General features: G+C 71.3%; 16 protein-coding genes. 5 read left to right on the forward strand and 11 right to left on the reverse strand.

Features of this window, described 5'->3' with window-relative positions; all coding sequences use genetic code 11:
• Nucleotides 1-12: 12 nt before the first annotated feature.
• The 7 genes from ACFYOJ_RS07290 to ACFYOJ_RS07320 form a co-directional block, all read right to left on the reverse strand.
• Nucleotides 13-366: an isomerase gene (locus tag ACFYOJ_RS07290; protein WP_356555448.1), complete on the reverse strand. Its 354-nt coding sequence runs from the start codon at nucleotides 364-366 to the stop codon at nucleotides 13-15.
• 49 nt (nucleotides 367-415) lie between these two features.
• On the reverse strand, nucleotides 416-5,848 hold the full coding sequence (pulA, locus tag ACFYOJ_RS07295; protein WP_356555450.1) for a pullulanase-type alpha-1,6-glucosidase: 5,433 nt from the start codon (nucleotides 5,846-5,848) through the stop codon (nucleotides 416-418).
• Nucleotides 5,849-6,087: 239 nt separating this feature from the next.
• Nucleotides 6,088-6,522, reverse strand: coding sequence for an NUDIX hydrolase (locus ACFYOJ_RS07300; protein WP_356555451.1), 435 nt, complete (start codon nucleotides 6,520-6,522; stop codon nucleotides 6,088-6,090).
• 172 nt (nucleotides 6,523-6,694) lie between these two features.
• Nucleotides 6,695-8,371, reverse strand: a complete 1,677-nt coding sequence (locus tag ACFYOJ_RS07305) for a glycoside hydrolase family 13 protein (RefSeq protein ID WP_356555453.1) — start codon at nucleotides 8,369-8,371, stop codon at nucleotides 6,695-6,697.
• A gap of 119 nt (nucleotides 8,372-8,490) precedes the next feature.
• Nucleotides 8,491-9,402, reverse strand: coding sequence for a carbohydrate ABC transporter permease (locus ACFYOJ_RS07310; RefSeq protein WP_356555454.1), 912 nt, complete (start codon nucleotides 9,400-9,402; stop codon nucleotides 8,491-8,493).
• 13 nt (nucleotides 9,403-9,415) lie between these two features.
• Nucleotides 9,416-10,420: a sugar ABC transporter permease gene (locus ACFYOJ_RS07315; protein WP_356555456.1), complete on the reverse strand. Its 1,005-nt coding sequence runs from the start codon at nucleotides 10,418-10,420 to the stop codon at nucleotides 9,416-9,418.
• A 116-nt stretch (nucleotides 10,421-10,536) separates the two neighbouring features.
• Nucleotides 10,537-11,808, reverse strand: a complete 1,272-nt coding sequence (locus ACFYOJ_RS07320) for an extracellular solute-binding protein (protein ID WP_356555457.1) — start codon at nucleotides 11,806-11,808, stop codon at nucleotides 10,537-10,539.
• A gap of 380 nt (nucleotides 11,809-12,188) precedes the next feature.
• On the opposite strand from ACFYOJ_RS07320, the gene ACFYOJ_RS07325 reads away from it, so the two are divergent.
• A complete protein-coding gene (locus tag ACFYOJ_RS07325; protein WP_356555459.1) occupies nucleotides 12,189-13,223 on the forward strand; it encodes a LacI family DNA-binding transcriptional regulator in 1,035 nt (344 codons plus the stop codon).
• 85 nt (nucleotides 13,224-13,308) lie between these two features.
• Nucleotides 13,309-14,169 carry a phosphatase PAP2 family protein gene (locus ACFYOJ_RS07330; protein ID WP_356555460.1) on the forward strand — a complete coding sequence of 287 codons (861 nt, stop codon included), beginning with the start codon at nucleotides 13,309-13,311 and terminating at the stop codon, nucleotides 14,167-14,169.
• 44 nt (nucleotides 14,170-14,213) lie between these two features.
• On the opposite strand, the gene ACFYOJ_RS07335 is transcribed toward ACFYOJ_RS07330, so the two are convergent.
• Nucleotides 14,214-17,219, reverse strand: a complete 3,006-nt coding sequence (locus ACFYOJ_RS07335; RefSeq protein WP_356555462.1) for a bifunctional [glutamine synthetase] adenylyltransferase/[glutamine synthetase]-adenylyl-L-tyrosine phosphorylase — start codon at nucleotides 17,217-17,219, stop codon at nucleotides 14,214-14,216.
• Between the two features lie 256 nt (nucleotides 17,220-17,475).
• Here ACFYOJ_RS07335 and ACFYOJ_RS07340 point away from each other — a divergent pair, with 256 nt between their 5' ends.
• The 3 genes from ACFYOJ_RS07340 (at nucleotide 17,476) to ACFYOJ_RS07350 (ending at nucleotide 21,031) form a co-directional block, all read left to right on the forward strand.
• A complete protein-coding gene (locus ACFYOJ_RS07340; protein WP_356555464.1) occupies nucleotides 17,476-17,919 on the forward strand; it encodes a VOC family protein in 444 nt (147 codons plus the stop codon).
• A gap of 310 nt (nucleotides 17,920-18,229) precedes the next feature.
• A complete protein-coding gene (locus ACFYOJ_RS07345; protein ID WP_356555466.1) occupies nucleotides 18,230-19,591 on the forward strand; it encodes a glutamine synthetase family protein in 1,362 nt (453 codons plus the stop codon).
• A gap of 261 nt (nucleotides 19,592-19,852) precedes the next feature.
• A complete protein-coding gene (locus ACFYOJ_RS07350; RefSeq protein ID WP_356555467.1) occupies nucleotides 19,853-21,031 on the forward strand; it encodes a Cmx/CmrA family chloramphenicol efflux MFS transporter in 1,179 nt (392 codons plus the stop codon).
• A 40-nt stretch (nucleotides 21,032-21,071) separates the two neighbouring features.
• On the opposite strand, the gene ACFYOJ_RS07355 is transcribed toward ACFYOJ_RS07350, so the two are convergent.
• Genes ACFYOJ_RS07355 through ACFYOJ_RS07365 form a run of 3 tightly spaced genes read right to left on the reverse strand, consistent with a single transcriptional unit; the run spans nucleotide 21,072 to nucleotide 23,089 of the window.
• Nucleotides 21,072-21,281, reverse strand: a complete 210-nt coding sequence (locus ACFYOJ_RS07355) for a DUF397 domain-containing protein (RefSeq protein WP_356555468.1) — start codon at nucleotides 21,279-21,281, stop codon at nucleotides 21,072-21,074.
• Nucleotides 21,278-22,126 (reverse strand): helix-turn-helix transcriptional regulator, encoded by an 849-nt coding sequence (locus ACFYOJ_RS07360; protein WP_356555470.1) that lies wholly within the window; start codon nucleotides 22,124-22,126, stop codon nucleotides 21,278-21,280. Before ACFYOJ_RS07360 ends, ACFYOJ_RS07355 begins: the two co-directional genes overlap by 4 nt.
• 54 nt (nucleotides 22,127-22,180) lie before the next feature.
• Nucleotides 22,181-23,089, reverse strand: a complete 909-nt coding sequence (locus tag ACFYOJ_RS07365) for an alpha/beta fold hydrolase (RefSeq protein WP_388596286.1) — start codon at nucleotides 23,087-23,089, stop codon at nucleotides 22,181-22,183.
• Nucleotides 23,090-23,091: the final 2 nt, after the last annotated feature.

The raw sequence follows: 23,091 nt of genomic DNA on the forward strand, positions 1-23,091 counted from the left end.
CGGTGGCGTGGATCAGATCTCGGCCTTGCGGTAGGACGGGTCGAGGTCGCGGACCTCGGCCGACAGGTGCAGCCGGATCCCGTCCCTGGGCCCGACGTGCTTGCGCAGCAGCTCCACCACGGCCTCGGTGAGCCGCGCCTTCGTCTCGTCGCTGCGTCCGGCGAGCAGGGCGATCGAGACGTTCACGATGGCGTGCCCCTCCTTCTCGGCGCCGACGACGTCCTCCTCGCCGCGCAGCACCCGCGTCTTGCACGCCTCCGGCCTCGCCGCGGCCGTCTCGACGACCACCGGGTGCAGGGCGAGCGCGAACTCCTCCCAGTCGACGTCGTCGAGGGCTCCGGAACGCTGGACGGTGATCTGCGGCATGGGTGCTCCTGTTCTACGGCGGACAGGAGCACCCTAACCGCGGGTTCCGCTAGCCCGCGCGGGTGAAGACCGCCACGGTGCGGGCCGGGACCGTGAAGGTGCCCGATTCCTGTGCGTAGGCGGCCTTCTTCACGACGGGGTCCGCTCCGGACGCCTGCACCGGGTGCAGCCGGTAGCCGGTGCCGGCCGCCTCGTCCACCCGCTGCCGCTGCTCCCCGGGGGTCGCGTTGAAGACGACGACCAGGTCACCGAGGCGCATGGTGATCACGCCGGGGGTCTCGTCCTTCCCGGAGAGCGGGAAGGAGAGCCGGGACTGCACCTGCCCGGCCGTGGCGAGGGAGAAGTCCTTCTCGCCGGTGCGGATTCTCAGCAGGTCCCGGTACGCGGCCGAGGCGCCGGTGATCTGCGGGCAGCCGGCCTTCACCGTGCCCAGCAGGGGCCCCGCGTAGGGCCACTTGTCCTTGTTGTCGGCGGCCGGGGGCAGTCCGCGGCCGAAGCCGTTGCCGTCGGCGCAGTTCCAGTGGATCGCGTTGAACCAGTCGCCGCTGTCGTAGGAGTTGCGGTCCAGGGACTTGGAGCGCAACAGGTCGGTGCCGGCCTGGGAGAGCGCCGGGCCCTGCGAGAGGGCGGCGGTCGCCATGGCGAGGACCTGCATGCGGGCCCGGTCGTCGGCGGAGGTGTCCTTCGGCAGTTTGAAGGCGAGCGCGTCGAACAGGGTCTCGTTGTCGTGGGCGTCGGCGTAGGCGAGGGCGTCGCCGGGCGCGGCCGCGTATCCGGCGGGGGCGCCGTTGTAGTCGACCTGGGAGCCCTTGACCTCCTTGCCGCTGGTGTCGGTGAAGCGGTAGTCGGCGAGGTTGCCGCTCAGGCCCACCTTGATGAGGTCCTGGTAGTGCAGCAGGCGGGCCTTCTGCTCGGCCCGGGTGCCGTTCCCCTTCGAGGAGTTGGGGTCGGTGAACAGGCCGGAGGCGAAGCCCTGGACGCCGGGGTCGGCGTCGAAGGGGCCGCCGCCGCGCACGGCGTCGCGGGCGCGGTCGGAGAAGGTGGCGATGCCGGTGCCGGCCATGTTCTTCTGGGTGGCCTGGACGAAGCGGGCGTCGTCGGCGATCTCGCCGAAGTTCCAGCCCTCGCCGTACAGGATGATCTTCTTGCCGTCGACGCCGTCCTTCTCGGCGGTGAGCGCGTCGAGGGCCTTGCGGACGGCGAGGATGTTGGCCTTGGGGTGGTGGCCCATGAGGTCGAAGCGGAAGCCGTCGACCTTGTACTGCTTGGCCCAGGTGACGACCGAGTCGACGACGAGCTTGCCCATCATGGCGTTCTCGGTGGCCGTGTTGGCGCAGCAGGTGCTGTCGGCGACCGAGCCGTCGGCGAGCAGCCGCTGGTAGTAGCCGGGGACGATCCGGTCCAGGACGCTGGTCCTCGCCCGGCCACTGGCCGCCGTGTGGTTGTAGACGACGTCCATGACGACGCGCAGGCCGTCCTCGTTCAGGGCCTTGACCATCTTCCGGAACTCGACCGTGCGGGCGGTGCCGTCGGGGTCGGTGGCGTAGGAGCCCTCGGGGACCGTGTAGTGGTACGGGTCGTAGCCCCAGTTGTAGGCGTCCTTCGCCGCCGCCTTCGCCACGCACTCCTGCTGCTTGTCGGAATCGGCGGGGAGAGCGGCGAGGTCGCAGTCGACGGTGGCCTGGTCGGACTTGTCCTCCGGGATCGTCGCGATGTCGAACGCCGGCAGCAGGTGCACGTACGACGTGCCGGCCTCGGCCAGCTCACGCAGGTGCCTGGAGCCGTCGCTGTCCTTGTCGGTGAAGGCGAGGTAGGTGCCCCGGTGGTCCGGGTCGGCGCTCCGGTCCGCGACGGAGAAGTCGCGGACGTGCAGCTCCTGGATCTGGGCGTCCCGCAGCGGCACCGTCTCGGGCTTGTCGTACGTCGACCAGTCACGCGGCTTCAGGGACCGGTCGTCGAGGTCGACGACGAGGCTGCGCTCGGAGTCGGTGGTCAGGGCGACCGAGTACGGGTCGGTGACCTTTTCGGTGACGACCTCGCCGGCGCCGGGGGCCCAGACCTGGACGGCGTACCGGTAGGGCTTGCCCTTCCAGGACCCGGGGCCGGTGACGGACCAGACGCCGGTGGCGTCGTCGCGGCGCATGGCGACGGTGCGGCCGTCGATCTCCAGCCTCACGTCCTGCGCGGTCGGCGCCCACACGGACAGGGTGGGCCGGCCGTGGCGGAAGACCGGGCCGAGGGCGGCCTTCGTGGCGCCGGCCGCGTAGAGGTCGTCCAGGACGCCCGCGATCTGCACGCCGGTCGCCGCGAGGACAGCGCCGTTGGCGGCGCGCTGGGCGGCGACGACCTGCCCGCGCAGGGCGGCGCGGACCCGGTCGCGGTCGCGCGGGTCGACGGACCAGGCGGTGTACTCCTTCAGGTGCGGGAACTTCGCCTTCTGGGCGTCGGTGAGGGCCGTCTTCGTGAGGCGGAGCCACCGGACGTCGTCACCGGTGAGGGTGGCGTCCACGGCCTTGACCGAGCCGGTGCGGGAGGTGAGCAGCTGGGTGGAGGCGGCGCCGTCAAAGCCGTTCCAGGCGACGGTGTCCCGGTCGATCCAGACCGCCTTCGCGGTGGTGAGGTCGACGGCGGCGGCCGAGCCGGCCGGCTGCGGCAGCAGGTACTTCTCCTGGCCGCTCAGCAGCCACACCTCGTGGCCGTTCGTCCTGAGGTCCAGGGTCTGGTCGGTGGGCAGGTCCTTCTCGTCGCCCTTGTGCAGGATGTAGCCGAGGCTGGTGGCGCCCTCGGCGAGGGGCACCTCGAAGACCGCGCCGTAGGGGTCGGTCCGCACCGGCGTCAGCGGCTTCGACCAGTCGGTGGGGTTCGCGGCGCCGCCCCACACGTGCAGGCCCCAGCCGTCGTAGTCTCCGTCGGCGCGGTGGTAGTGCAGGACGGCCTTGGTGGTGTCCTGCGCCGGGTACTCGGGCCGCTCGGTGACGACCTGCTCCTTGCCCTGTTCGACCCAGACCTCGCCCGTCCGGGTGACGTCGATGGTGCGGTCGGTGGCGACGTCCTTGTTGCCGTCCTTGTCGATGACGAGGAAGGAGACGTTCGACGCGCCGGGCTTGAGCTTGACATGGGCGAAGGCGCCGTAGGCGTCGCGGCCGGTGAAGGGGTGGCTCTTCGGCCACTCGGTGGCCTCGCCCTCGGCGAGGTCGCCCCAGGCGTACAGACCCCAGTCGTCGTAGTTCCCGTCGGCGCGCTTGTAGTGGACGATCGCGTGGTCGCGGGAGGCGGCGGTGGGCGGCTGCTCGACGGGCGGGGTGCCGGTGACCGAGGTGGCCGTGGCGCTCGCGGTGCGGCCCGCCGAGTCGACGACGACCGCCTTGTAGCGCAGGGCGGTACCGGCCGGGGTGTCCTCGCCGATGGTGTGGGTGACCTTGTGGGGGGCGTGGTCGGCGGTGCCGAGGGTGTGCCACTTCCCGTCGCCGGTCTGTGCGGCGAAGACGACCCGGTTGAGCTGTCCGCCGGTGACGCCGGCCGTCAGCTCGACGGTGCCGGTGGCGCCGGGCTCGGGGGCCGTGAGGGTGACGGCCGGCTCGGTGGCGGGCTCGGCGAGGCGACCGGCGGCCTTGAGGACGATCGCCGACCCGGCCGGGACGGTGACCGTGATCTTCCTGTCGGCGCCGGACCTCACGTCGTCGTCGGTGCCGTAGACGCCTCGGAAGGTCATGTCCGCGGAGCCGGTCGCGAAGGTCGCCGTCTTCGCCTCCTCGGCGTTGTTGAAGGCGACGACGTACTCGGTGCCGTGCTCGGCGTCCGTGCGGGAGAAGGCGTAGACGCCGGCGCCGTCGGCCGCGTACCGCTCGGTCTGGACGCCGTCGGCGAGGGCCGGGTGGGCCTTGCGGAGCTTCGCCAGGGCGCTGATCCGCCGGTACAGGGGCGCGCTCGTGTCGTAGGCGTCCTCGGCGTGGGTGCGGTCGGTGCCGAGCAGGTCGTCGTCCAGGTAGTCGGCGGTACGGGAGGCGAACATGGTCTGGCGGGCGTCCTTGTCGCCGCCCGCGCCGGTGAAGCCCTGCTCGTCGCCGTAGTAGATCACCGGGTTGCCGCGGCTGAGGAACATCAGCTCGTGGGCGAGCGTGTCCTTCTTCAGCAGCTCGGCGTCGCCGGCCTTCGGGTCGTCCTGCTTGAGGAAGGTGCCGAAGCGGCCCATGTCGTGGTTGCCGAGGAAGGTGACCTGTTCGTAGGCGTTGGCCTTGTCGGTCGTGTACTTCCAGTCGTCGCCGAAGACGGCGGCGAGCTTCCGGGCGCTGCCGCCCTGGGAGACGTAGGCGCGGGCCGCGTCCTGGAAGGGGAAGTCCAGCGTGGAGTCCAGGCGGCCTTGGGTGACGTAGGGGGCGGTGACGGAGGTGTCGGCGGAGTAGACCTCGCCGAACATGAAGAAGTCGTCACGGCCCCTCTTCGCCGCGTAGGCGTCCAGGGCGGTGGCCCACTGGGTCCAGAACTCCATGTTGACGTGCTTCACGGTGTCGATCCGGAAGCCGTCGATGCCGAAGTCCTTCACCCACCGCTGGTAGATCTTCTCCATGCCGCTGACGACCTCGGGCCGTTCGGTCCACAGGTCGTCGAGGCCGGAGAAGTCTCCGTACGTCGTCGACTCGCCGGCCCAGGTGGAATCGCCCCGGTTGTGGTACATCGTGGGGTCGTTGAGCCAGGAGGGGACCTTGAGGTCCTTCTTGGCGGCCGGGACCGTCGGCGTGCGCGGGAAGGAGCCGGAGTCCACGCGGGGGAAGCGGCGGGTGCCGTCCGCGTAATCGGCGTCGTCGAAGGGCTCGCCGTCCTTGGTCAGGTACGGGAAGGCGCCCTTGGAGAGGTAGTCGTAGGACTTCTCCTCGTAGTCGACGACGTCGGCGGTGTGGTTGGTGATGACGTCGAAGAAGACCTTCATGCCCTTGGCGTGCGCCTTGGCGATGAGGTCCTTCAGGTCCTGGTTGGTGCCGAAGTGCGGGTCGACCTGGGTGAAGTCGGTGATCCAGTAACCGTGGTAGCCGGCGGAGGCGTTCGCCCCCGTCCCCTGCACGGGCTGGTTCTTGAAGAGGGGCGCCATCCAGATGGCGGTGGTGCCCAGACCCTTGATGTAGTCGAGCTTTTGGGTGAGGCCCTTGAGGTCGCCGCCCTGGTAGAAGCCCTTGTCGGTGGGGTCGTAGCCGGTCGCGAGGCGGCTTCCGGTCAGTCCGCCCTCGTCGTTGCGCCTGTCGCCGTTGGCGAAGCGGTCCGGCAGGACGAAGTAGAACTGCTCGCGGGTCAGGTCGTGGCGGGCGGCGGTCTTCGCCAGCTTCGCGTCCGACGGGGGCGGGGGCGGGGCGTCGGCCCGCGCGGCGAGGGGCGTCAGGAGTGTCGCCGCGAGCGCGGCGACGGTGACGGCCGCGATCCGCGGGACGGCAACGGCCCCTGGGAACGCGGCGGTTCGGCGCTTCGCAGGCGCCGGCCATCTCGGTATCACCGGTGTGAACTCCTTGCGGTTACGGCTCGATCGGGTCCGACCCCGGCGTGACCGTAGCGCCCGCGCAAGTCTTGCAGCAAGGGTCGTGAAAGTAACGGAAAGGAATTCCAGCCCCGTTGCTCGTGACACCGGCTCCACCGGACGGTGGGCTGCGGAGGGCTTTTCCCGCACAAGGGGCGCGCGAGGATGCCGGCGCCCGGCGTGCGGGACCCCAGCCGAAGAGCGCGCTTGCGGCCCCTTCAGGTCTTGTCGGCGAGAAGCAGCGCGAGCGGCCCGCCCTGGAGCAGGAACCGTCCGTCGGCGGCGGCCCGGAGCGCCTCCGCCATCGGCCACCACATCAGCTTGAATCCTGCCTCGTCCGGGGTCAGCCGCTGCGGGCCGCAGGTCAGCCCCTCGGCGAGGAACAGGTGCACGCGGGCCGGGGATCTCAAGGTGATGGCGTACGAGCCCAGAGCCCGCCAGGCGAGGGCGGTGACCCCGGCCTCCTCCAGGAGCTCCCGCCGCGCGCATTCCTCGGCGCTCTCACCGTCCTCGAACCGGCCGCCGGGCAGGAACACATGGACACCGCCGTGATCAGGGAAGTCGGCGGACAGCACGGCGACCTTTCCGGCGTCGTCACGGGCCACGACGACGGAGGCGTCACGCGTCGTCTCCTCCTGGGATGTGCCGGTCATGCCCCGTGAGCGTAGCCACCCGGGCAGACAGCCAGGCGGCGAACGGCACGTCGGGAACAGCCGGATGAGCGATGCCGCGCCCGCGGCACAGAGCACCGCGGAGATACCCCGAGGGCCCGCTGCTCCCGGGCGGGAAGCGGCGGGCCCTCGGGCGGCCGTCAGGCGGGCGGTGTCACGCGGTCGTCCACCACACCGTCGTGTCCGCCGGGACCTTCGCCTCGCCGGCCGTCTCGGTGATCTCGCCGCTGGCCAGCAGGACGCGGCCGTGGGCGGGCACCGTCACCGACTCGCCGGTGGTGTTGGCGACGCACACGAACTCGCCGCGCCGGAAGGCGAGGACACCCTCGGGGGCGCGCAGCCACTCCACGGCGTCACCCGCGCCCAGATCGGGGTGGTCCCGGCGGACGGCCAGCGCGGTGCGGTACAGCTCCAGGGTGGAGCCGGGCGTGCCGGTCTGCGCCTCGACGCTCAGCTCGCCCCAGCTCTCCGGCTGCGGCAGCCAGCTCCCGCCGTCGCCGAAGCCGTACGAGGAGCCCGTGCGCGTCCACGGGATCGGCACCCGGCATCCGTCGCGGAAGCCGTCCTGGCCGGCGCCGCGGAAGTACGCCGGGTCCTGGCGCACCTCGTCGGGCAGGTCGACGACGTCCGGCAGGCCGAGCTCCTCACCCTGGTAGACGTAGGCCGAGCCGGGCAGGGCCAGCATCAGCAGGGTGGCGGCGCGGGCGCGGCGCAGGCCCAGTTCGCGGTCGCCGGCCAGGCGGATCTGGGTGCCGAGGCCGGGCGGGTTGGCGAAGCGGGTGGCGTGCCGGGTGACGTCGTGGTTGGACAGCACCCAGGTGGCGGGGGCGCCGACCGGGCGCATGGCGTCCAGGGTGCGGTCGATGACCGCGCGCAGCTCCTCGGCGTCCCAGTGGGTGCCCAGGTACTGGAAGTTGAACGCCTGGTGCAGCTCGTCGGGGCGGACGTAGTTGGCGGTGCGCTCGACGGTCGGGGTCCACGCCTCGGCGACGAAGATCCGCTCGCCGGAGTACTCGTCCAGGATGCGCCGCCACTGACGGTAGATGTCGTGGACGCCGTCCTGGTCGAAGAACGGCATGACATCGTTGCCCAGCAGCTTCAGCTGCTCGTGGTCCCCGAGGTCCGGCAGGCCCTCGGCCTTCACCATGCCGTGGGCGACGTCGATGCGGAAGCCGTCCACGCCCATGTCCAGCCAGAAGCGCAGGATGGACCGGAACTCGTCGCCGACGGCCGGGTGCTCCCAGTTGAAGTCGGGCTGCTCGGGCGCGAACAGGTGCAGGTACCACTCCCCCGGCGTGCCGTCGGGCTCGGTGACCCGGGTCCAGGCGGGGCCGCCGAAGATGGACTCCCAGTCGTTGGGCGGCAGTTCGCCGCTCTCGCCCTTGCCGGGGCGGAAGTGGTAGCGCTCCCGCGCCGGGGAGCCGGGGCCCTCGGCCAGCGCGCGCTTGAACCACTCGTGCTGGTCGGAGGAGTGGTTGGGGACCAGGTCGACGATGATGCGCAGGCCCAGCGCGTGGGCGTCGCGGATCAGCGCGTCGGCGTCCAGGAGGTTGCCGAACATGGGGTCGACGGCCCGGTAGTCGGCGACGTCGTACCCGGCGTCGGCCTGCGGGGAGGCGTAGAAGGGGCTGAGCCACACGGCGTCCACACCCAGGTCGCGCAGGTACGGCAGGCGGGTGCGGACACCCTCCAGGTCACCCATGCCGTCGCCGTTGCTGTCGGCGAAGCTGCGCGGGTACACCTGGTAGATCACCGCGTCGCGCCACCAGTCGCGGCGGCGCGTGGCGGTGGCGGAGGCGGGGGCCGGTGCGGCGGAAGGCTGCTGGCTCATGACGTCCTTGGGATGAGACGGAGATCTGGTCGTGGAGGCATGGATGGGGGGAAAGGCGGCCGGCCGCGGTGCTGCGGGGTCGGATTGGGCACCGCGGCCGGACGTTTACCGGCCGGGCGTCAGCCCTTGGTGCCGCCGGCGGTGAGGCCGGTCACCAGGTTCTTCTGCACCAGGTAGAAGAACGCGGAGACGGGGATCGCGACGAGCACGGCGGTGGCCGCCATCAGGTTGCGCTGCGCGTCGTGCTCGCTGACGAAGCTCTGCAGACCGACGGCGAAGGTGTACTTCGTGTCGCTCAGCATGAACGTCGAGGCGAAGGCGACCTCGCCGAAGGCCGTGATGAAGCTGTAGAAGCCGGCGACCGCGAGACCGGGCCTGGCGAGCGGGAGGATCAGCCGGAAGAACGTGCCGAAGGGGTTCAGTCCGTCGACCCGGCCGGCCTCGTCGATCTCGAAGGGGATGGTGTCGAAGTAGCCCTTGAGCAGCCAGGCGCAGTAGGGCACCGCGGTCGAGCAGTAGACGAGGATCAGACCGAGGTAGTTGTCGATGAGCTGGAGCTCGGACAGGATCTGGTACATCGGCACGATCAGCACCGCGATGGGGAACATCTGGGTGACCAGCAGGATCCACATCAGCTTCCGGTACCCCGGGAAACGCATCCGGGAGACCGCGTAGCCGGTGGTGGCGGCGACCATGACGCCGATGACCGTGGTGCCCAGCGAGACGATCAGCGAGCTCTTCAGCCAGTCGAAGAAGTTCGTGTGCTGGAGCACGAACGCGTAGTTGTCGAAGGTCATCTTCGACCAGATGCGTCCGGGGTGCAGGTAGTCGTCCTTGTCCGGGCCGAGGGACAGGAAGACCAGCCAGGCGATCGGGAAGAGCGCGACGAGGCTCGCGACGGTCAGGATGCCGTGGGAGGCGAGGGAGGAGGCGAGGCTGCGCTCGCTCCGGCCGCGCACCCGGCGCGGGGGCGTGGCGGGCGCGGAGGACTTCTCCGCCGGAGCCTTGTCCGGCACGGTGGTGATGCTCATGGGGGCTCCTGCCTCAGTTCGCGAGCTGCTGCTCATTGCGGTCCAGCCAGCGGCGGTAGAAGGAGGTGAAGACGATCAGGACGGCCAGCAGCAGGATTCCGTAGGCGGCGGACTGCGCGAAGTCGCGCGGCTGCTGTCCGAAGCCGAGCTGGTAGGCCCAGGTGACGAGGATCTGCGCGTCGGGGGCGGTGTTGCCGAAGAGCAGGAAGATCACGGCGAACTGGTTGAAGGTCCAGATGATGCCGAGCAGGACGACGGTGGAGCTGACCGTCCTGAGGCCGGGCAGGGTGATGTGGCGGAACCGCTGCCAGGCGTTGGCGCCGTCCATCTCGGCGGCCTCGTACAGGCTGGCGTCGATGGACTGCAGGCCGCCGAGGAGCGAGACCATCATGAACGGCACACCGCACCAGGTGTTGACCATGATCGCGGCGAACCGCTGCCAGAAGACGTCCTCCAGCCACAGCGGCGTCGGCAGGTGCAGTGCCTCGAGGCCGGAGTTGATGATGCCGCTGTCGGCGAGCATGAAGCGCCAGCCGAAGACGGTGACGAAGGTCGGCACGGCCCAGGGCAGGACCAGGATCAGCCGGTAGAAGGTGCGGCCGCGCAGCTTCTGGTCGAGCAGCAGGGCGAGGCCGAGGCCGATGAAGTAGTGCAGGCCGACGCAGAGCGCCGTCCACACGACCGTCCAGATGAAGTGCGACCAGAACCGGTCGTACGCCGTCGGTCCCCACAGGATGTCGGCGTAGTTGTCCAGGCCGACGAACTTGTAGGTGGCCTCGATGTGGTTGACGCCGATGGTGCGCGCGGAGTTCAGGCTGTTGGCGTCGGTGAGCGTGAGGTACAGGCCGTAGGCCAGGGGGTACAGCACGAGGACGCCGAGCACGACGGCCACCGGCGCGATCATCGCGTAGGCGTACCAGTGCTTCTGGTATCCGTCTCTCAGACGCCGGCCGAGGCCGGGCCGCGGGGTGCGGTCACCGCGGCGCTTGCCGGTCGCGCGGTCGATGGCGACTGTCATGGTTCGACACCTTCGGGAGCTGCTGGAGGATCAGGGGGACGACGCCGCGGGACGGCCTCGGGCGGTGGCCGCCGGGTCCCCGTCCCCGTGCACGGGGACCCGGCGGCCACGCGGACTCACTTGCTGAAGTCCGGCACCAGCTTGGCGATCGCGGTCTCGGCGTCGCCCAGACCCTCGTCCAGGGACTTCTTGCCGCCGGCGATCTGCGGCAGCTCGTCGTCGAGCGGGGTCCACAGGGAGCTGTACTCCGGCAGCGCCGGGCGCGGCTGGGCGGCGGGCAGGACCGTCTGGAAGCCGGCGATGCCCGGGTCGGCCTTGACCTTGTCGGTGTAGGCGTCGTCGCGGGTGGGCAGCGTGGAGTTCTTCAGGGCGACGGTCTCCTGGGACTTCGCCGAGGTCATGAAGTTCACGAACTTCAGCGCGGCCTCCTGCTTCTCCTTGCCGGAGCCGGCGTAGACCGAGAGGTTGTGGCCGCCGGTCGGGGCGCCCGCCTTGCCGGTGGAGCCGGCCGGGACGGTGACGATGCCGAGGTTGTTCCTGTCCTTGAACGCGGAGCCCTTGTAGAAGTTGGTGATCTCCCACGGGCCCTGGATCGTCGAGGCGACCTTGCCGTTGACGAACGCGTCCTGGATGTGCGCGTAGGCGTCGGCGGTGGTGTCGGCCTTGTGCAGGCCCTTGCCGTCGAACAGGCTCAGCCAGGTGCCGTAGGCCTTCTTGGCGGCGGGCGAGTTGACGGTGATCTTCTTGGCGCCGACGTCGAGGGTGTCGGTGCCCTCGCCGTACAGGAACGGCTGCGCGTAGTAACCGGCGGTGGAGCCCCAGAAGCCGTCGACGCCGGTCTTGTCCTTGATGGCGGCGGCGGCCTTCTTCAGGTCGTCCCACGTCTTGGGGGGCTGGACGCCGGCCTTCGCGAACAGCTCCTTGTTGTAGACGAAGGCGAGGGTGTCGGTGACCAGCGGCACGCCGTACGTCTTGCCCTCGTACTTGGCCTGCTCGATCAGGTTGGGCTGGAACTTGTCCTGGTCGGCGAGGGCCTCGGTGCCGTCCAGCGGCAGGAAGAAGCCCTTCTTGGCGAAGGCGGGGGTCCAGCCGACCTCGGAACGCAGCACGTCCGGGGCGCCCTTGGAGCCGGCGGCGGTGTCGAACTTGTTCTGCGCCTGGTCGAAGGGCACGTTGACGAAGTTGACCTTGATGCCCTTGTTGGCGGCCTCGAACTCCTTGACCAGGGCCTTGTAGGTCGGCGCCTCGTTGGTCGCGTTGGAGGTGTCCCAGTAAGTGATGGTGACCGGTCCCCCGGACCCGCTGTCACTGCCGCCGTCCCCGCCGCAGGCCGTCGCCGCGAGGGCGAGGGACGCCACCAGAGCGGTGGCCGCTATGCCACGCCGCATGAGTTCTCCTTGAGGGTGAAAGCCCGTGTGGTGCAGGGTGCGGGCCCGTCCGCCGCTCCTGCCGACTACCGACTGCGCCGTTGCCGCCGTCGGGCGACGTGAACGTAACAGCGTTGTAAGCGGCGCGAAAGGTCTTGCAGCAAAAAAGTGCAAGAAGTCACCGAAGTTATCCGGGCGTGACGTACCGGCGACCGTCGCGTAACGCTTGTTTACGGGGCCGGAGCGGTATCCGGCCCGCTTGTGCAAGACTCTGCAAGCTCTTGCCGCCACTTTCTCGAGGGAGCGCGATGACGCAGCAGCCCGCGCGGGGCCGTTCCACCGGCCGCACACGGCGCCCGATCGGTGGGCAAGGTGCCGCCCGACAGGTACAGTCCACCCCTGTGACCACACGGCTTGCCGACATCGCCGCCCAGGCGGGGGTGAGCGAAGCGACGGTCAGCCGCGTCCTCAACGGGAAGCCGGGCGTCGCCGCCACCACCCGTCAGTCCGTCCTCGCCGCCCTCGACGTCCTGGGTTACGAGCGACCCGTGCGGCTGCGGCAGCGCAGCGAGGGCCTGGTGGGTCTGATCACCCCGGAGCTGGAGAACCCCATATTCCCGGCCCTGGCCCAGGTCATCGGCCAGGCGCTGACCCGCCAGGGCTACACCCCGGTCCTCGCCACCCAGACCCCGGGCGGCTCCACGGAGGACGAGCTGACGGAGATGCTGGTCGACCGCGGCGTCGCCGGCATCATCTACGTCTCCGGACTGCACGCCGACACCACCGCCGACATGGAGCGCTACGAGCGGCTGCGCGCGCAGGGGGTGCCGTTCGTCCTCGTCGACGGTTTCTCGCCGAAGGTGCAGGCGCCCTTCATCTCCCCGGACGACCGCGCCGCGATGAACCTCGCCGTCACCCACCTCGTCTCGCTGGGCCACACCCGCATCGGGCTGGCCCTCGGACCGAAGCGTTTCGTGCCGGTGCAGCGGAAGATCGAGGGTTTTGTCCGTTCCGTCCGGGAGCAACTGGACCTCGACGCGCGGACCGTGGAGACGGAACTCGTCCAGCACTCCCTCTACACCCTGGAGGGCGGGCAGGCGGCGGCCGGCGCGCTCATCGAGCGGGACTGCACGGCGGTGGTCTGCGCCAGCGACATGATGGCGCTGGGCGCCATACGGGCGGCACGGCAGCGCGGGCTGGAGGTGCCCAGGGACTTCTCGGTCGTCGGCTTCGACGACTCCCCGCTGATCGCCTTCACCGACCCGCCGCTGACGACCGTCCGCAAGCCGGTCCCGGCGATGGGGCAGGCGGCGGTGCGCACGCTGCTGGAGGAGATCGGCGGGACGCCCGCGCCGCACAGCGAGTTCGTGTTCATGCCGGAACTGGTGGTGCGCGGTTCGACCGCCTCGGCGCCCGGTGAACGAGGCAGGTCCTGAGCCCTCCCCGTAGTGGCCGGATGCACAGGGGATCCTTCCGGAGGATGATCGGTGGAACAGGGCTTTTCTGGCAGACTTCATGCCTATGGGTGACGTGACCGTGAGGACTCCGGAACGCCTGGACGAGGGCGTTCCGCATCCCGTCGCGAAGGCGACGGGGCGGAGCCTCGTGCGCCGGCTGCGCACACCGCGCCGGCCGCGCCTGTGGTTCGAGATCCTGCTGATCGCGCTCAGTTACTGGACGTACTCGCTCGTGCGCAACGCCGTCCCGGAACAGCGGGGGCAGGCGCTGCGCAACGCCGACTGGATCTGGCGCGTCGAGCACCAACTCGGCATCGCCGTCGAACAGACGGTCAACCATGCCGTCAACTCGGTGACTTGGCTGGTCGTCGGCATGAACTACTACTACGCCACCCTGCACTTCGTGGTGACGCTGGGTGTCCTGGTGTGGCTGTACCGCAGTCACCCCGGGCGCTACGCGGCGACCCGGCTGGTGCTCTTCGCGACGACGGGTGTCGCCCTGGTCGGTTACTACCTGTATCCGCTCGCACCGCCCCGGTTGATGAACGGGGGGCACTTCATCGACACGGTGCTGGTCCACGAGACCTGGGGGTCGATGGCCTCCGGGGACCTGAAGAACATGTCCAACCAGTACGCGGCGATGCCGTCGATGCACATCGGCTGGTCGGTGTGGTGCGGGCTGACGATCTTCGCGCTGGCGTCGGTGCCGTGGGCGCGGGTGCTGGGGCTGGCGTATCCGGCGCTCACACTGGTGGTGATCGTGGCGACCGCCAACCACTTCTGGCTGGACGCGGTGGGAGGCGTGCTGTGCCTGGGGTTCGGGTACGCCGTGGCCAGGGTGTGGTACGGGAGCCTGCCGCACGCGTTGCCGCGGGTGGTGCCGGGGGGCGTGCCGCGGAGGGTGTGGCTGCCGGGGCGCGCCTGAGAGAGCGGGGGGCCTCGGGGGTGGGGTGACAGCGTCCGGACGGGTCAGTCGTCGTAGAAGAGGGACTCGACCACTGTTCTCGCGCGGCGGGCCGTGCGGCGGTACTCGTCCAGCATGTCGCCCGCGTGACCCGAGCCGTGGCCCAGGTAGCGGCCCACCGCCGCGAGCTCGCGGGGGTCGGTGGGGAAGGTGTCGCCGGCCCGGCCGCGCACCAGCATGACCGCGTTGCGCACCCGGCCGGCCAGCACCCACGCCTCGTCGAGGATCGCCGCGTTCTCCTCGGAGACGAGCCCCGCCGCGGTGGCCGCCGCGAGGGCCTGCCGGGTCCCGGTCGTGCGCAGGCCCGGCTCGGCGTGGGCGTGCCGCAGCTGCATCAGCTGCACGGTCCACTCCACGTCCGCCAGCCCGCCCGGCCCCAGCTTGGCGTGCAGCTTGGGGTCGGCGCCGCGCGGCAGCCGTTCGGACTCCATACGGGCCTTGAGCCGCCGGATCTCCCGCACCGCTTCCTCGGTCAGCCCGCGCGCCGGGTACCGCAGCGGGTCGATCAGCTCGGTGAACCGCCGCCCCAGCTCCTCGTCGCCGGCGACGAACTCGGCCCGCAGCAGCGCGTGCGACTCCCAGGTGAGCGACCAGCGCCGGTAGTAGGCCGCGTAGGACCTGAGGGTGCGCACCAGCGGCCCGGACCTGCCCTCCGGGCGCAGGTCGGCGTCGATGATCAGCGGCGGGTCGGCGCTGGGCACCTGGAGCAGACGGCGCATCTCGGCGACCACCTTGTTCGCGGCGTCCGCGGCCTCCCGCTCGTCCACCCCGTCCCGGGGTTCGTGGACGAACAGGACGTCGGCGTCCGAACCGTAGCCCAGCTCGTGTCCGCCGAAGCGGCCCATGCCGATGATCGCGAACCGGGTGGGCAGGGTGTCCCCCCAGCCCTCGCGGACCACGGCCCGCAGCGTGCCCGCCAGGGTGGCCGCCGTCAGGTCGGAGACGGCGGCACCGACCCGGTCCACCAGGGCGCCCTGGTCGGCCTCGACGGGCCGGGCCTCGGTGCCGTAGGAGCCGACGATGTCGGCGGCGGCCGTACGGAACAGTTCGCGGCGGCGTACGCCACGGGCCGCGGTGACCGCCTGGACGGCGCCGTCGGCGCGGCCGACGGCGGCGAGGATCTCCTGCTCCAGCTGGGCCCGCCCGCGCGGCGCCAGCCCTGCGGAGTCGCCGTCGCCGAGGAGCGCCACGGCCTCGGGCGCCCGCAGCAGCAGGTCGGGGGCGAGCCGCCCGGCGGACAGCACCCGGGCGAGGTTCTCGGCGGCGGCGCCCTCGTCCCGCAGCAGCCTGAGGTACCAGGGGGTCTTGCCGAGCGCGTCGGAGACCTTGCGGAAGTTGAGCAGGCCGGCGTCCGGGTCGGCGGAGTCGGCGAACCAGCCCAGCAGCACCGGCAGCAGGGTCCGCTGGATGGCGGCCTTGCGGGAGACGCCGGAGGCCAGCGCCTCCAGGTGCCGCAGGGCGGCGGCCGGGTCGGCGTAGCCGAGGGCGACCAGCCGCTCGCGGGCCGCGTCGGGACGCAGCCGGGTCTCCCCCGGCGTCAGCTGGGCGACGGCGTCGAGCAGCGGCCGGTAGAACAGCTTCTCGTGCAGCCGGCGGACGACGGCCGCGTGCCGCTTCCACTCGCGCAGCAGCCCGGTGACCGGGTCGTTGCGCAGGCCGAGGGAACGGCCCAGGCGCCGCAGGTCGGCCTCGTCCTCGGGCACGAGGTGGGTGCGGCGCAGCCGGTACAGCTGGATGCGGTGCTCCATGGAGCGCAGGAAGCGGTACGCCTCGTCGAGCTGGGCGGCGTCCGTCCGGCCGACGTAGCCGCCGGCGGCGAGGGCCTTCAGCGCGTCCAGCGTCGTACCGCTGCGCAGGGATGTGTCGGCGCGGCCGTGCACGAGCTGGAGCAGCTGTACGGCGAACTCGACGTCGCGCAGGCCGCCGGGGCCCAGTTTGAGCTGGCGGTCGACCTCGGCGACGGGGATGTTCTCCACCACGCGGCGGCGCATCTTCTGCACGTCGGCGACGAAGTTCTCGCGCTCGGCGGCCTGCCACACCAGGGGCTGGAGGGCGGCGGTGTACTCGGCGCCGAGGGCCGGGTCGCCGGCGACCGGGCGGGCCTTGAGCAGCGCCTGGAACTCCCAGGTCTTGGCCCAGCGCTGGTAGTAGGCGACGTGACTGCTGAGGGTGCGCACCAGCGGCCCGTTGCGGCCCTCGGGGCGCAGATTGGCGTCGACGGGCCAGATGGAGCCCTCGACGGTCGTCTCGGAGCAGATCCGCATCATGTGCGAGGCGAGCGAGGTCGCGGCCCGCAGCGCCTTCGCCTCGTCGGCGTCGGCAAGGCCCTCCGCCGCCTCGCCGACGAAGATGACGTCGACGTCGGAGACGTAGTTCAGCTCGTGGCCGCCGCACTTGCCCATCGCGATCACGGCCAGCCTGCACAGCGCGGCGTCCTCGGGCGCGGCCTCCTCGGCGAGGCGGAGGGCGGCGCGCAGGGTGGCGGTGGCGAGGTCGGCGAGCTCGGCGGCGGTCTCGGCGACGTCGATGGTGCCGCACACGTCGCGGGCGGCGATGGACAGCAGGCAGCGCCGGTAGGCGACGCGCAGCGAGACGGGGTCGGTGGCGTCGGCGAGGCCGCGTTCGAACTCCTCGACGCCGCGGTGCAGGTCACGGTGTTCGAAGGTGACGAGGGCCTGCCAGTCGCCGGAGTGCCGGGCGAGGTGGTCGGCGAGCGCCTCGGAGGCGCCGAGCACGCCGAGGAGACGGTCGCGCAGCGGCTTGGCCGCTATCAGGGTGTCCAGCAGCTTCCGGCGCGCGGTCGGGTCGGGCTGGGCCTCCAGGAGGCGGACCAGTCCGTCCAGGGCGAGGTCCGGGTCGGCGGTGGCGCCGAGCGCCTCCAGCAGCACCGGGTCGTTGCGGACGGGGGCCAGCTCCATGCCGTCCAGCAGCCGTTCGGCGGCCGAGGGGTCGGTGAAGCCGTGCCGCAGCAGCCGCGTGAAGGTACTGCTTCTGCGCCCCGGCGCCGTCATGTCGGCCTCCTGTCGGACCTGCGGGGCCGGGAGGGGAGCCGGGCCCGTCGGATCGTGGTCGTACGGCCTGAGGGTAACCGGGGAGCTGCGGGGCGGCGCAGGGACGGCCCGGCCGCCGGTCGTGGTCCGGTCGCCGGTCGTGTCCCGGCCGCCGCCGCGCATGCGGAGTCCCGTCTTCCCGTCTTCCCGTCTTCCCGTCTTCCCGTCTTTCCGTCTTTCGGTGGCGCGTCGGTCCGGCATCGGCTTCCGTGGAGACATGGACTTCACCCTCGAAGTGATCCCGCTGCCCGTGACCGACATCGACCGCGCCCGGGACTTCTACCGGGACAAGGTCGGCTTCCACGTCGACATCGACCAGGAGGTGATGCCGGGGATGCGGATCGTGCAGCTGACACCGCCGGGCTCCGGCTGTTCGATCGCCCTCGGCAACACCATCTGGGAGATGACGCCGGGCCCCAGGCCGGCCCCCGGTTCCTACCAGGGCCTGCAGTTGTGCGTCACCGACATCAAGGCCGCCCACGCGGAGCTGACGGGCCGCGGCCTGGACGTCTCCGAGCCGGTGCAGTACGCCCCGGACGACGGCGCCACGTTCATGTACTTCAAGGATCCGGACGGCAACGGCTGGGCGGTCCAGGAGTACCGGCGCCGGGAGACGGAGCCGCTGCACCAGGTACTGGCCGACCTGAAGCGGCAGCGTTAGCGCCCCGGTGGCCGGTCCCGGCGGGGAGCGCCGGGACCGGCCACCGTCCGTCCGTCCTCCGGGGGCGCCGGAGCCGGGGCGTCGCATGATCCGGGGTCGCGGGCCGCAGGAATGGCCCGATCGAACACGCGGCCTCTACGCTGCGGGGGAGCGGCACACACGCACCGGCGGCGTTCAGGCCGGAGCCGACCGGACGATCAAGGTCCGCAACGCGTACGAAACGGTGCTGTGGTGTGATGCTCAGGTGCCCGACCGCCTTCCGCCGTACCGGAGACAGGCGGCCTGACCAGCAAGGATGGGGAAGCGGAAGATGGACAAGCAGCAGGAGTTCGTGATCCGGACGCTCGAGGAGCGCGACATCCGGTTCGTACGCCTGTGGTTCACGGACGTGCTGGGCTTCCTCAAGTCCGTGGCCGTGGCACCGGCCGAGCTGGAGCAGGCCTTCGACGAGGGCATCGGCTTCGACGGCTCGGCGATCGAGGGCTTCGCCCGGGTCTACGAGTCCGACATGATCGCCAAGCCGGACCCGTCCACCTTCCAGATCCTTCCCTGGCGCGCGGAGGCCCCCGGCACGGCCCGCATGTTCTGCGACATCCTCATGCCGGACGGCTCCCCCTCCTTCGCGGACCCGCGCTACGTCCTCAAGCGCGCCCTGGCCCGCGCCTCCGACCAGGGCTTCACCTTCTACACCCACCCGGAGATCGAGTTCTTCCTGCTGAAGGACAAGCCGGTCGACGGCACGGTCCCCACCCCCGCCGACAACTCCGGCTACTTCGACCACACCCCGCAGAACATCGGCATGGACTTCCGCCGCCAGGCCATCACCCAGCTCGAGTCGATGGGCATCTCGGTGGAGTTCTCCCACCACGAGGGCGCCCCCGGCCAGCAGGAGATCGACCTGCGCTACGCGGACGCGCTGTCCACGGCCGACAACATCATGACGTTCCGCCTGGTCATGAAGCAGGTCGCGCTGGAGCAGGGCCTGCAGGCCACCTTCATGCCGAAGCCGTTCTCGGAGTACCCGGGCTCGGGCATGCACTCCCACCTCTCCCTCTTCGAGGGCGACCGCAACGCGTTCTACGAGTCCGGCGCCGAGTACCAGCTCTCCAAGGTCGGCCGCTCCTTCATCGCGGGCCTGCTGCGGCACGCCGGGGAGATCTCGGCGGTCACCAACCAGTGGGTGAACTCGTACAAGCGCATCTGGGGCGGCTCCGAGCGCACCGCCGGCGCGGGCGGTGAGGCACCGTCGTACATCTGCTGGGGCCACAACAACCGCTCGGCACTGGTCCGCGTCCCCATGTACAAGCCCGGCAAGACCGGCTCGGCCCGCGTCGAGGTCCGCTCCATCGACTCCGGCGCCAACCCGTACCTGGCCTACGCCGTCCTGCTGGCCGCCGGCCTCAAGGGCATCGAGGAGGGCTACGAGCTCCCGCCGGGCGCCGAGGACGACGTGTGGGCCCTGTCCAACGCCGAACGCCGCGCCCTGGGCATCGAGCCGCTCCCCCAGAACCTCGGCGAGGCCCTCGCCCTGATGGAACACAGCGACCTGGTCGCCGAGACCCTCGGCGAGCACGTCTTCGACTTCTTCCTCCGCAACAAGCGCCAGGAGTGGGAGGAGTACCGCTCCCAGGTGACGGCGTTCGAGCTGCGCAAGAACCTGCCGGTGCTGTAGCCGCCCGGCGAGCGGAGTTCTCGGGCGCGGGTGCCGGGAAACCGAGGTGCCCGGGCGGGCACCGGTCGGGTACCGTGCGGGCCATGTCGAGTCCTGAGTCGGACAGGGTGGGGGCTTTCGGTCACGCCGTCAGCCCCCTGAACCACTGAGCCCGTAGCCCTGCCGCCGCGCCGCGTTGCGCGGCCGTACGCGTGTGCCTTCGGGGCTGACCGCGGTGACGAGATGACCTTCTCGTTCTTCTCCTCACCCCGGAGCCACTCGATGCCTCTCCCGCTGTATCTGCTCGCCGTGGCGGTCTTCGCCATGGGCACCTCGGAGTTCATGCTCGCCGGCCTGCTGCCGGACATCGCCCCGGATCTCGGCGTCACCGTCGGGACCGCGGGCACGCTCACCTCGGCCTTCGCGGTCGGCATGGTCGTCGGCGCGCCCCTGGTGGCCGCGCTCGCCCGCACCTGGCCGAGGCGCTCGAGCCTCCTCTGGTTCGTCCTCGTGTTCGCCACGGCTCACGCCGTGGGCGCCGTCACCGGCAGCTTCCCGGTCCTGTTCGCCACCCGGATCGTCGCCGCGCTCGCCAACGCCGGTTTCCTCGCCGTCGCCCTGACGGCCGCGGCCGCGATGGTCCCGCCCGACAGGAAGGGGCGTGCGCTGGCCGTACTGCTGTCGGGCACGACGGTGGCCACGGTCGCGGGTGTTCCCGGCGGGGCGGTGCTCGGCACGGCGCTCGGCTGGCGGGCCGTCTTCTGGGCCGTCGCCGCTCTCTGCCTGCCCGCGGCTCTCGGCATCCTGAAGGCCGTACCGGCCGCAGACGTGAAGGAGGAGGCGACCGGTGCGCCGGTCCTGCGGACGGAGCTCGCCCGGCTCACGAGGCCGCCGCTGATCCTGGTGATGCTGCTCGGCGCGCTGGTGAACGCGGCCACGTTCGGAAGCTTCACCTTCCTCGCGCCCGTCGTGACCGGCACCGCCGGGCTGGGTGAATGGTGGGTCTCCGTCGCCCTGGTGCTCTTCGGCACCGGTTCTTTCGCCGGTGTCACCGTCGCCGGACGGCTGTCCGACCGGCGTCCCCGGCTGGTCGTCGCCGTCGGCGGTCCGCTGCTGCTCATCGGCTGGCCGGCCCTGGCGGTGCTGGCCGACGAGCCGGCCGCCCTGCTTGTCCTCGTGTTCGTGCAGGGCGCCCTGTCGTTCGCGCTGGGCGGCACGCTGATCACGCGGGTCCTCTACGAGGCCGCGGAAGCCCCCACCATGGCCGGGGCGTACGCGACCGCGGCACTCAACGTCGGCGCCGTCGTCGGTCCCCTCGTGGCCGCGGCCGCCCTCGGCACCATGGCCGGGAACCTCGGGCCGCTGTGGGCGAGCGGGCTCCTGGTGGCGATCGCCCTGCTCGTCGCGTTCGCCTTCCGCGCCGTGGTCGGGGCCGGCCGGAGCGCCGAGGCGCCGCGGTGACGCGTCCGGCCCCGTACGGGCTCGGCCCGGAACGGGGCCGTCAGACCTCGCCCGCCCCGGCCACGAACTCCGTCCAGGCGGCGGGGGTGACTGCGAGACGGGGGCCGTCCGGGCGCTTGGAGTCGCGGACGTGGACGGTGGCGGAGGTTATCGCCACCTCGACGCAGTCGTTGGGATTGCTGCTGTCGCTGTGGCTGCTCTTGAACCAGGTCAGTCCGGGGACGTTTCGGGACGTGTCGTGGCGGCTCATGTCTCTCCCAGCAGTTGTCCGATGAAAGCGGTCGATTCCCGGGCGGTCAGTGCCTCGGCCCGGATGATTCCGTAGCGCAGTTCGAGAATGCGCAGGTGACGGGGGTCGGTGACGGGGCGGTTGTCGAACTCGTCATCGGCACGGCCGACCGCCGTGCCGTCACCGAACTTGAGCACCTGGATCCGTCCTCCCGTTCCTGGATGGCCACCACGAGACGTCGGCATCACCTGGATCTCGACGTGTCGCAACCCCGCGACTTCCAGCAGGTGTTCGAGTTGCCTGCGCAGCACCATCCTGCCCCCGACGGGTCGCCTCAGGGTCACCTCTTCCTGGACAAAACTGAGTTCAGGGGCGGGGTTTCGCTCGAAAATCGACTTGCGGGTCATCCGCGCGGCGACCGCTCTCTCCAACTCGTCCTCCGAGAGCGTCGGCCGCCGCGTGGCCAGCAGGGCGCGGGCGTACTCCTCGGTCTGCACGAGGCCGTGCAGATTGTGGATGCCGTAGGACAGCAGCTCGACCGCCTGTGACTCCATCTTCGCCAGGTCACGCACATGCTTCGGGTAACGGACCTTCTTCACGTCCTCCCAAGTCGCCGCGACGAGACCTCCCGCCCCCAGCACCTCGTCCGCCTTCTCCAGGTACTCCCGGCGGGGAATCCGCTTCCCGCCCTCGATCTTGTAGACGAGGTCCTCCCCGTACCCCACCGCCGCCCCGAAGTCGCCCGCGCGCATCCCCGCAGCCTCGCGTCGCAGCCTCAGCTGCCGCCCGACGGTGGCGAGGACCGCGACGCCCCACTCGTCGTCCGGGTCGACCTCCCAGCCCGACCCGTCCACCCCACCGTCCATCGGCCCTCCCCTCGTCGGTGTCGTATCGCGACGGCGACACGGTAGGGGACGGTGCTACGCGTCGGGGTGAGAACGGGGCTCCGCGCACGCCATCGGGTGATGGTCCAGCAGCGACGTCAGGATCGCCTCGGGATGGGTCCACAACAGCGCGCCGCCGGTGCCCGGGACGATGTGGTGTCGGGCGGTGGGGATGCGGGTGGTGAGGAGGGCGCCTTTGTCGGGCGAGTGGCTCTCGTCCTGTTCGCCGTACCAGATGTCCACCGGGACGGTGATCCGGTCGAGCGCGAACGGCCAGCGGCCCATCGCGAGGACCGTGTCGCGGGCGTAGCCGGCCGCCGCGCCCTGGGCGAAGCCCTCGGTCAGGGCCCGGCGGTACGCGGCCGAGAAGCCTGGGTCCCGGTAGGCGGCGAGGTCGCAGTCCGGGCTGCCGCCCATGACCATGTTCCACATCGCGTCCGCGTCGAAGCCGGCGAAGAACTCCTCGGCGCCCGACGGGTCCTCCACCACCCGCTCGGTCAGTGCCCGCAGCCCCGTGGGAAGGGAGGCGGCGAACTCGGGTGCCGCCACCTCGTCGGCCGCCGAGACGAGCGCCAGCGCGGAGGCGACGCCGGCCTCGGCGCAGGCGAGGGCGAACGGCGCGCCCTGGGAGTTGCCGACCACGGCCGGGCGGCCCAGGTCCCGCAGGGCGCACAGGGCGCGCATGTCGTCGGCGAAGCCGGCGAAGGTCCGGCCGGGGGCGGGGGTGGAGGCGCCGAGACCCGGGCGGTCCACGGAGACCAGGCGGACGCCGAGCCCGTCGACGACGCCCGCTCCGAAGCCGAGCCGGCGGCTCGTGGCCGCGCCGGGGCACAGCAGGACGGGCACCCCGTCCGGCGGGCCCCACTCGGCCCAGCCGAGCAGGCGGCCGTCCGGCAGGCGGGTCTCGCCGAGGCGGGCGGGTTCGGCGGTGCGGGCGACGGTCACGG

Source organism: Streptomyces sp. NPDC006384 (assembly GCF_042870695.1).
GTDB lineage: Bacteria > Actinomycetota > Actinomycetes > Streptomycetales > Streptomycetaceae > Streptomyces.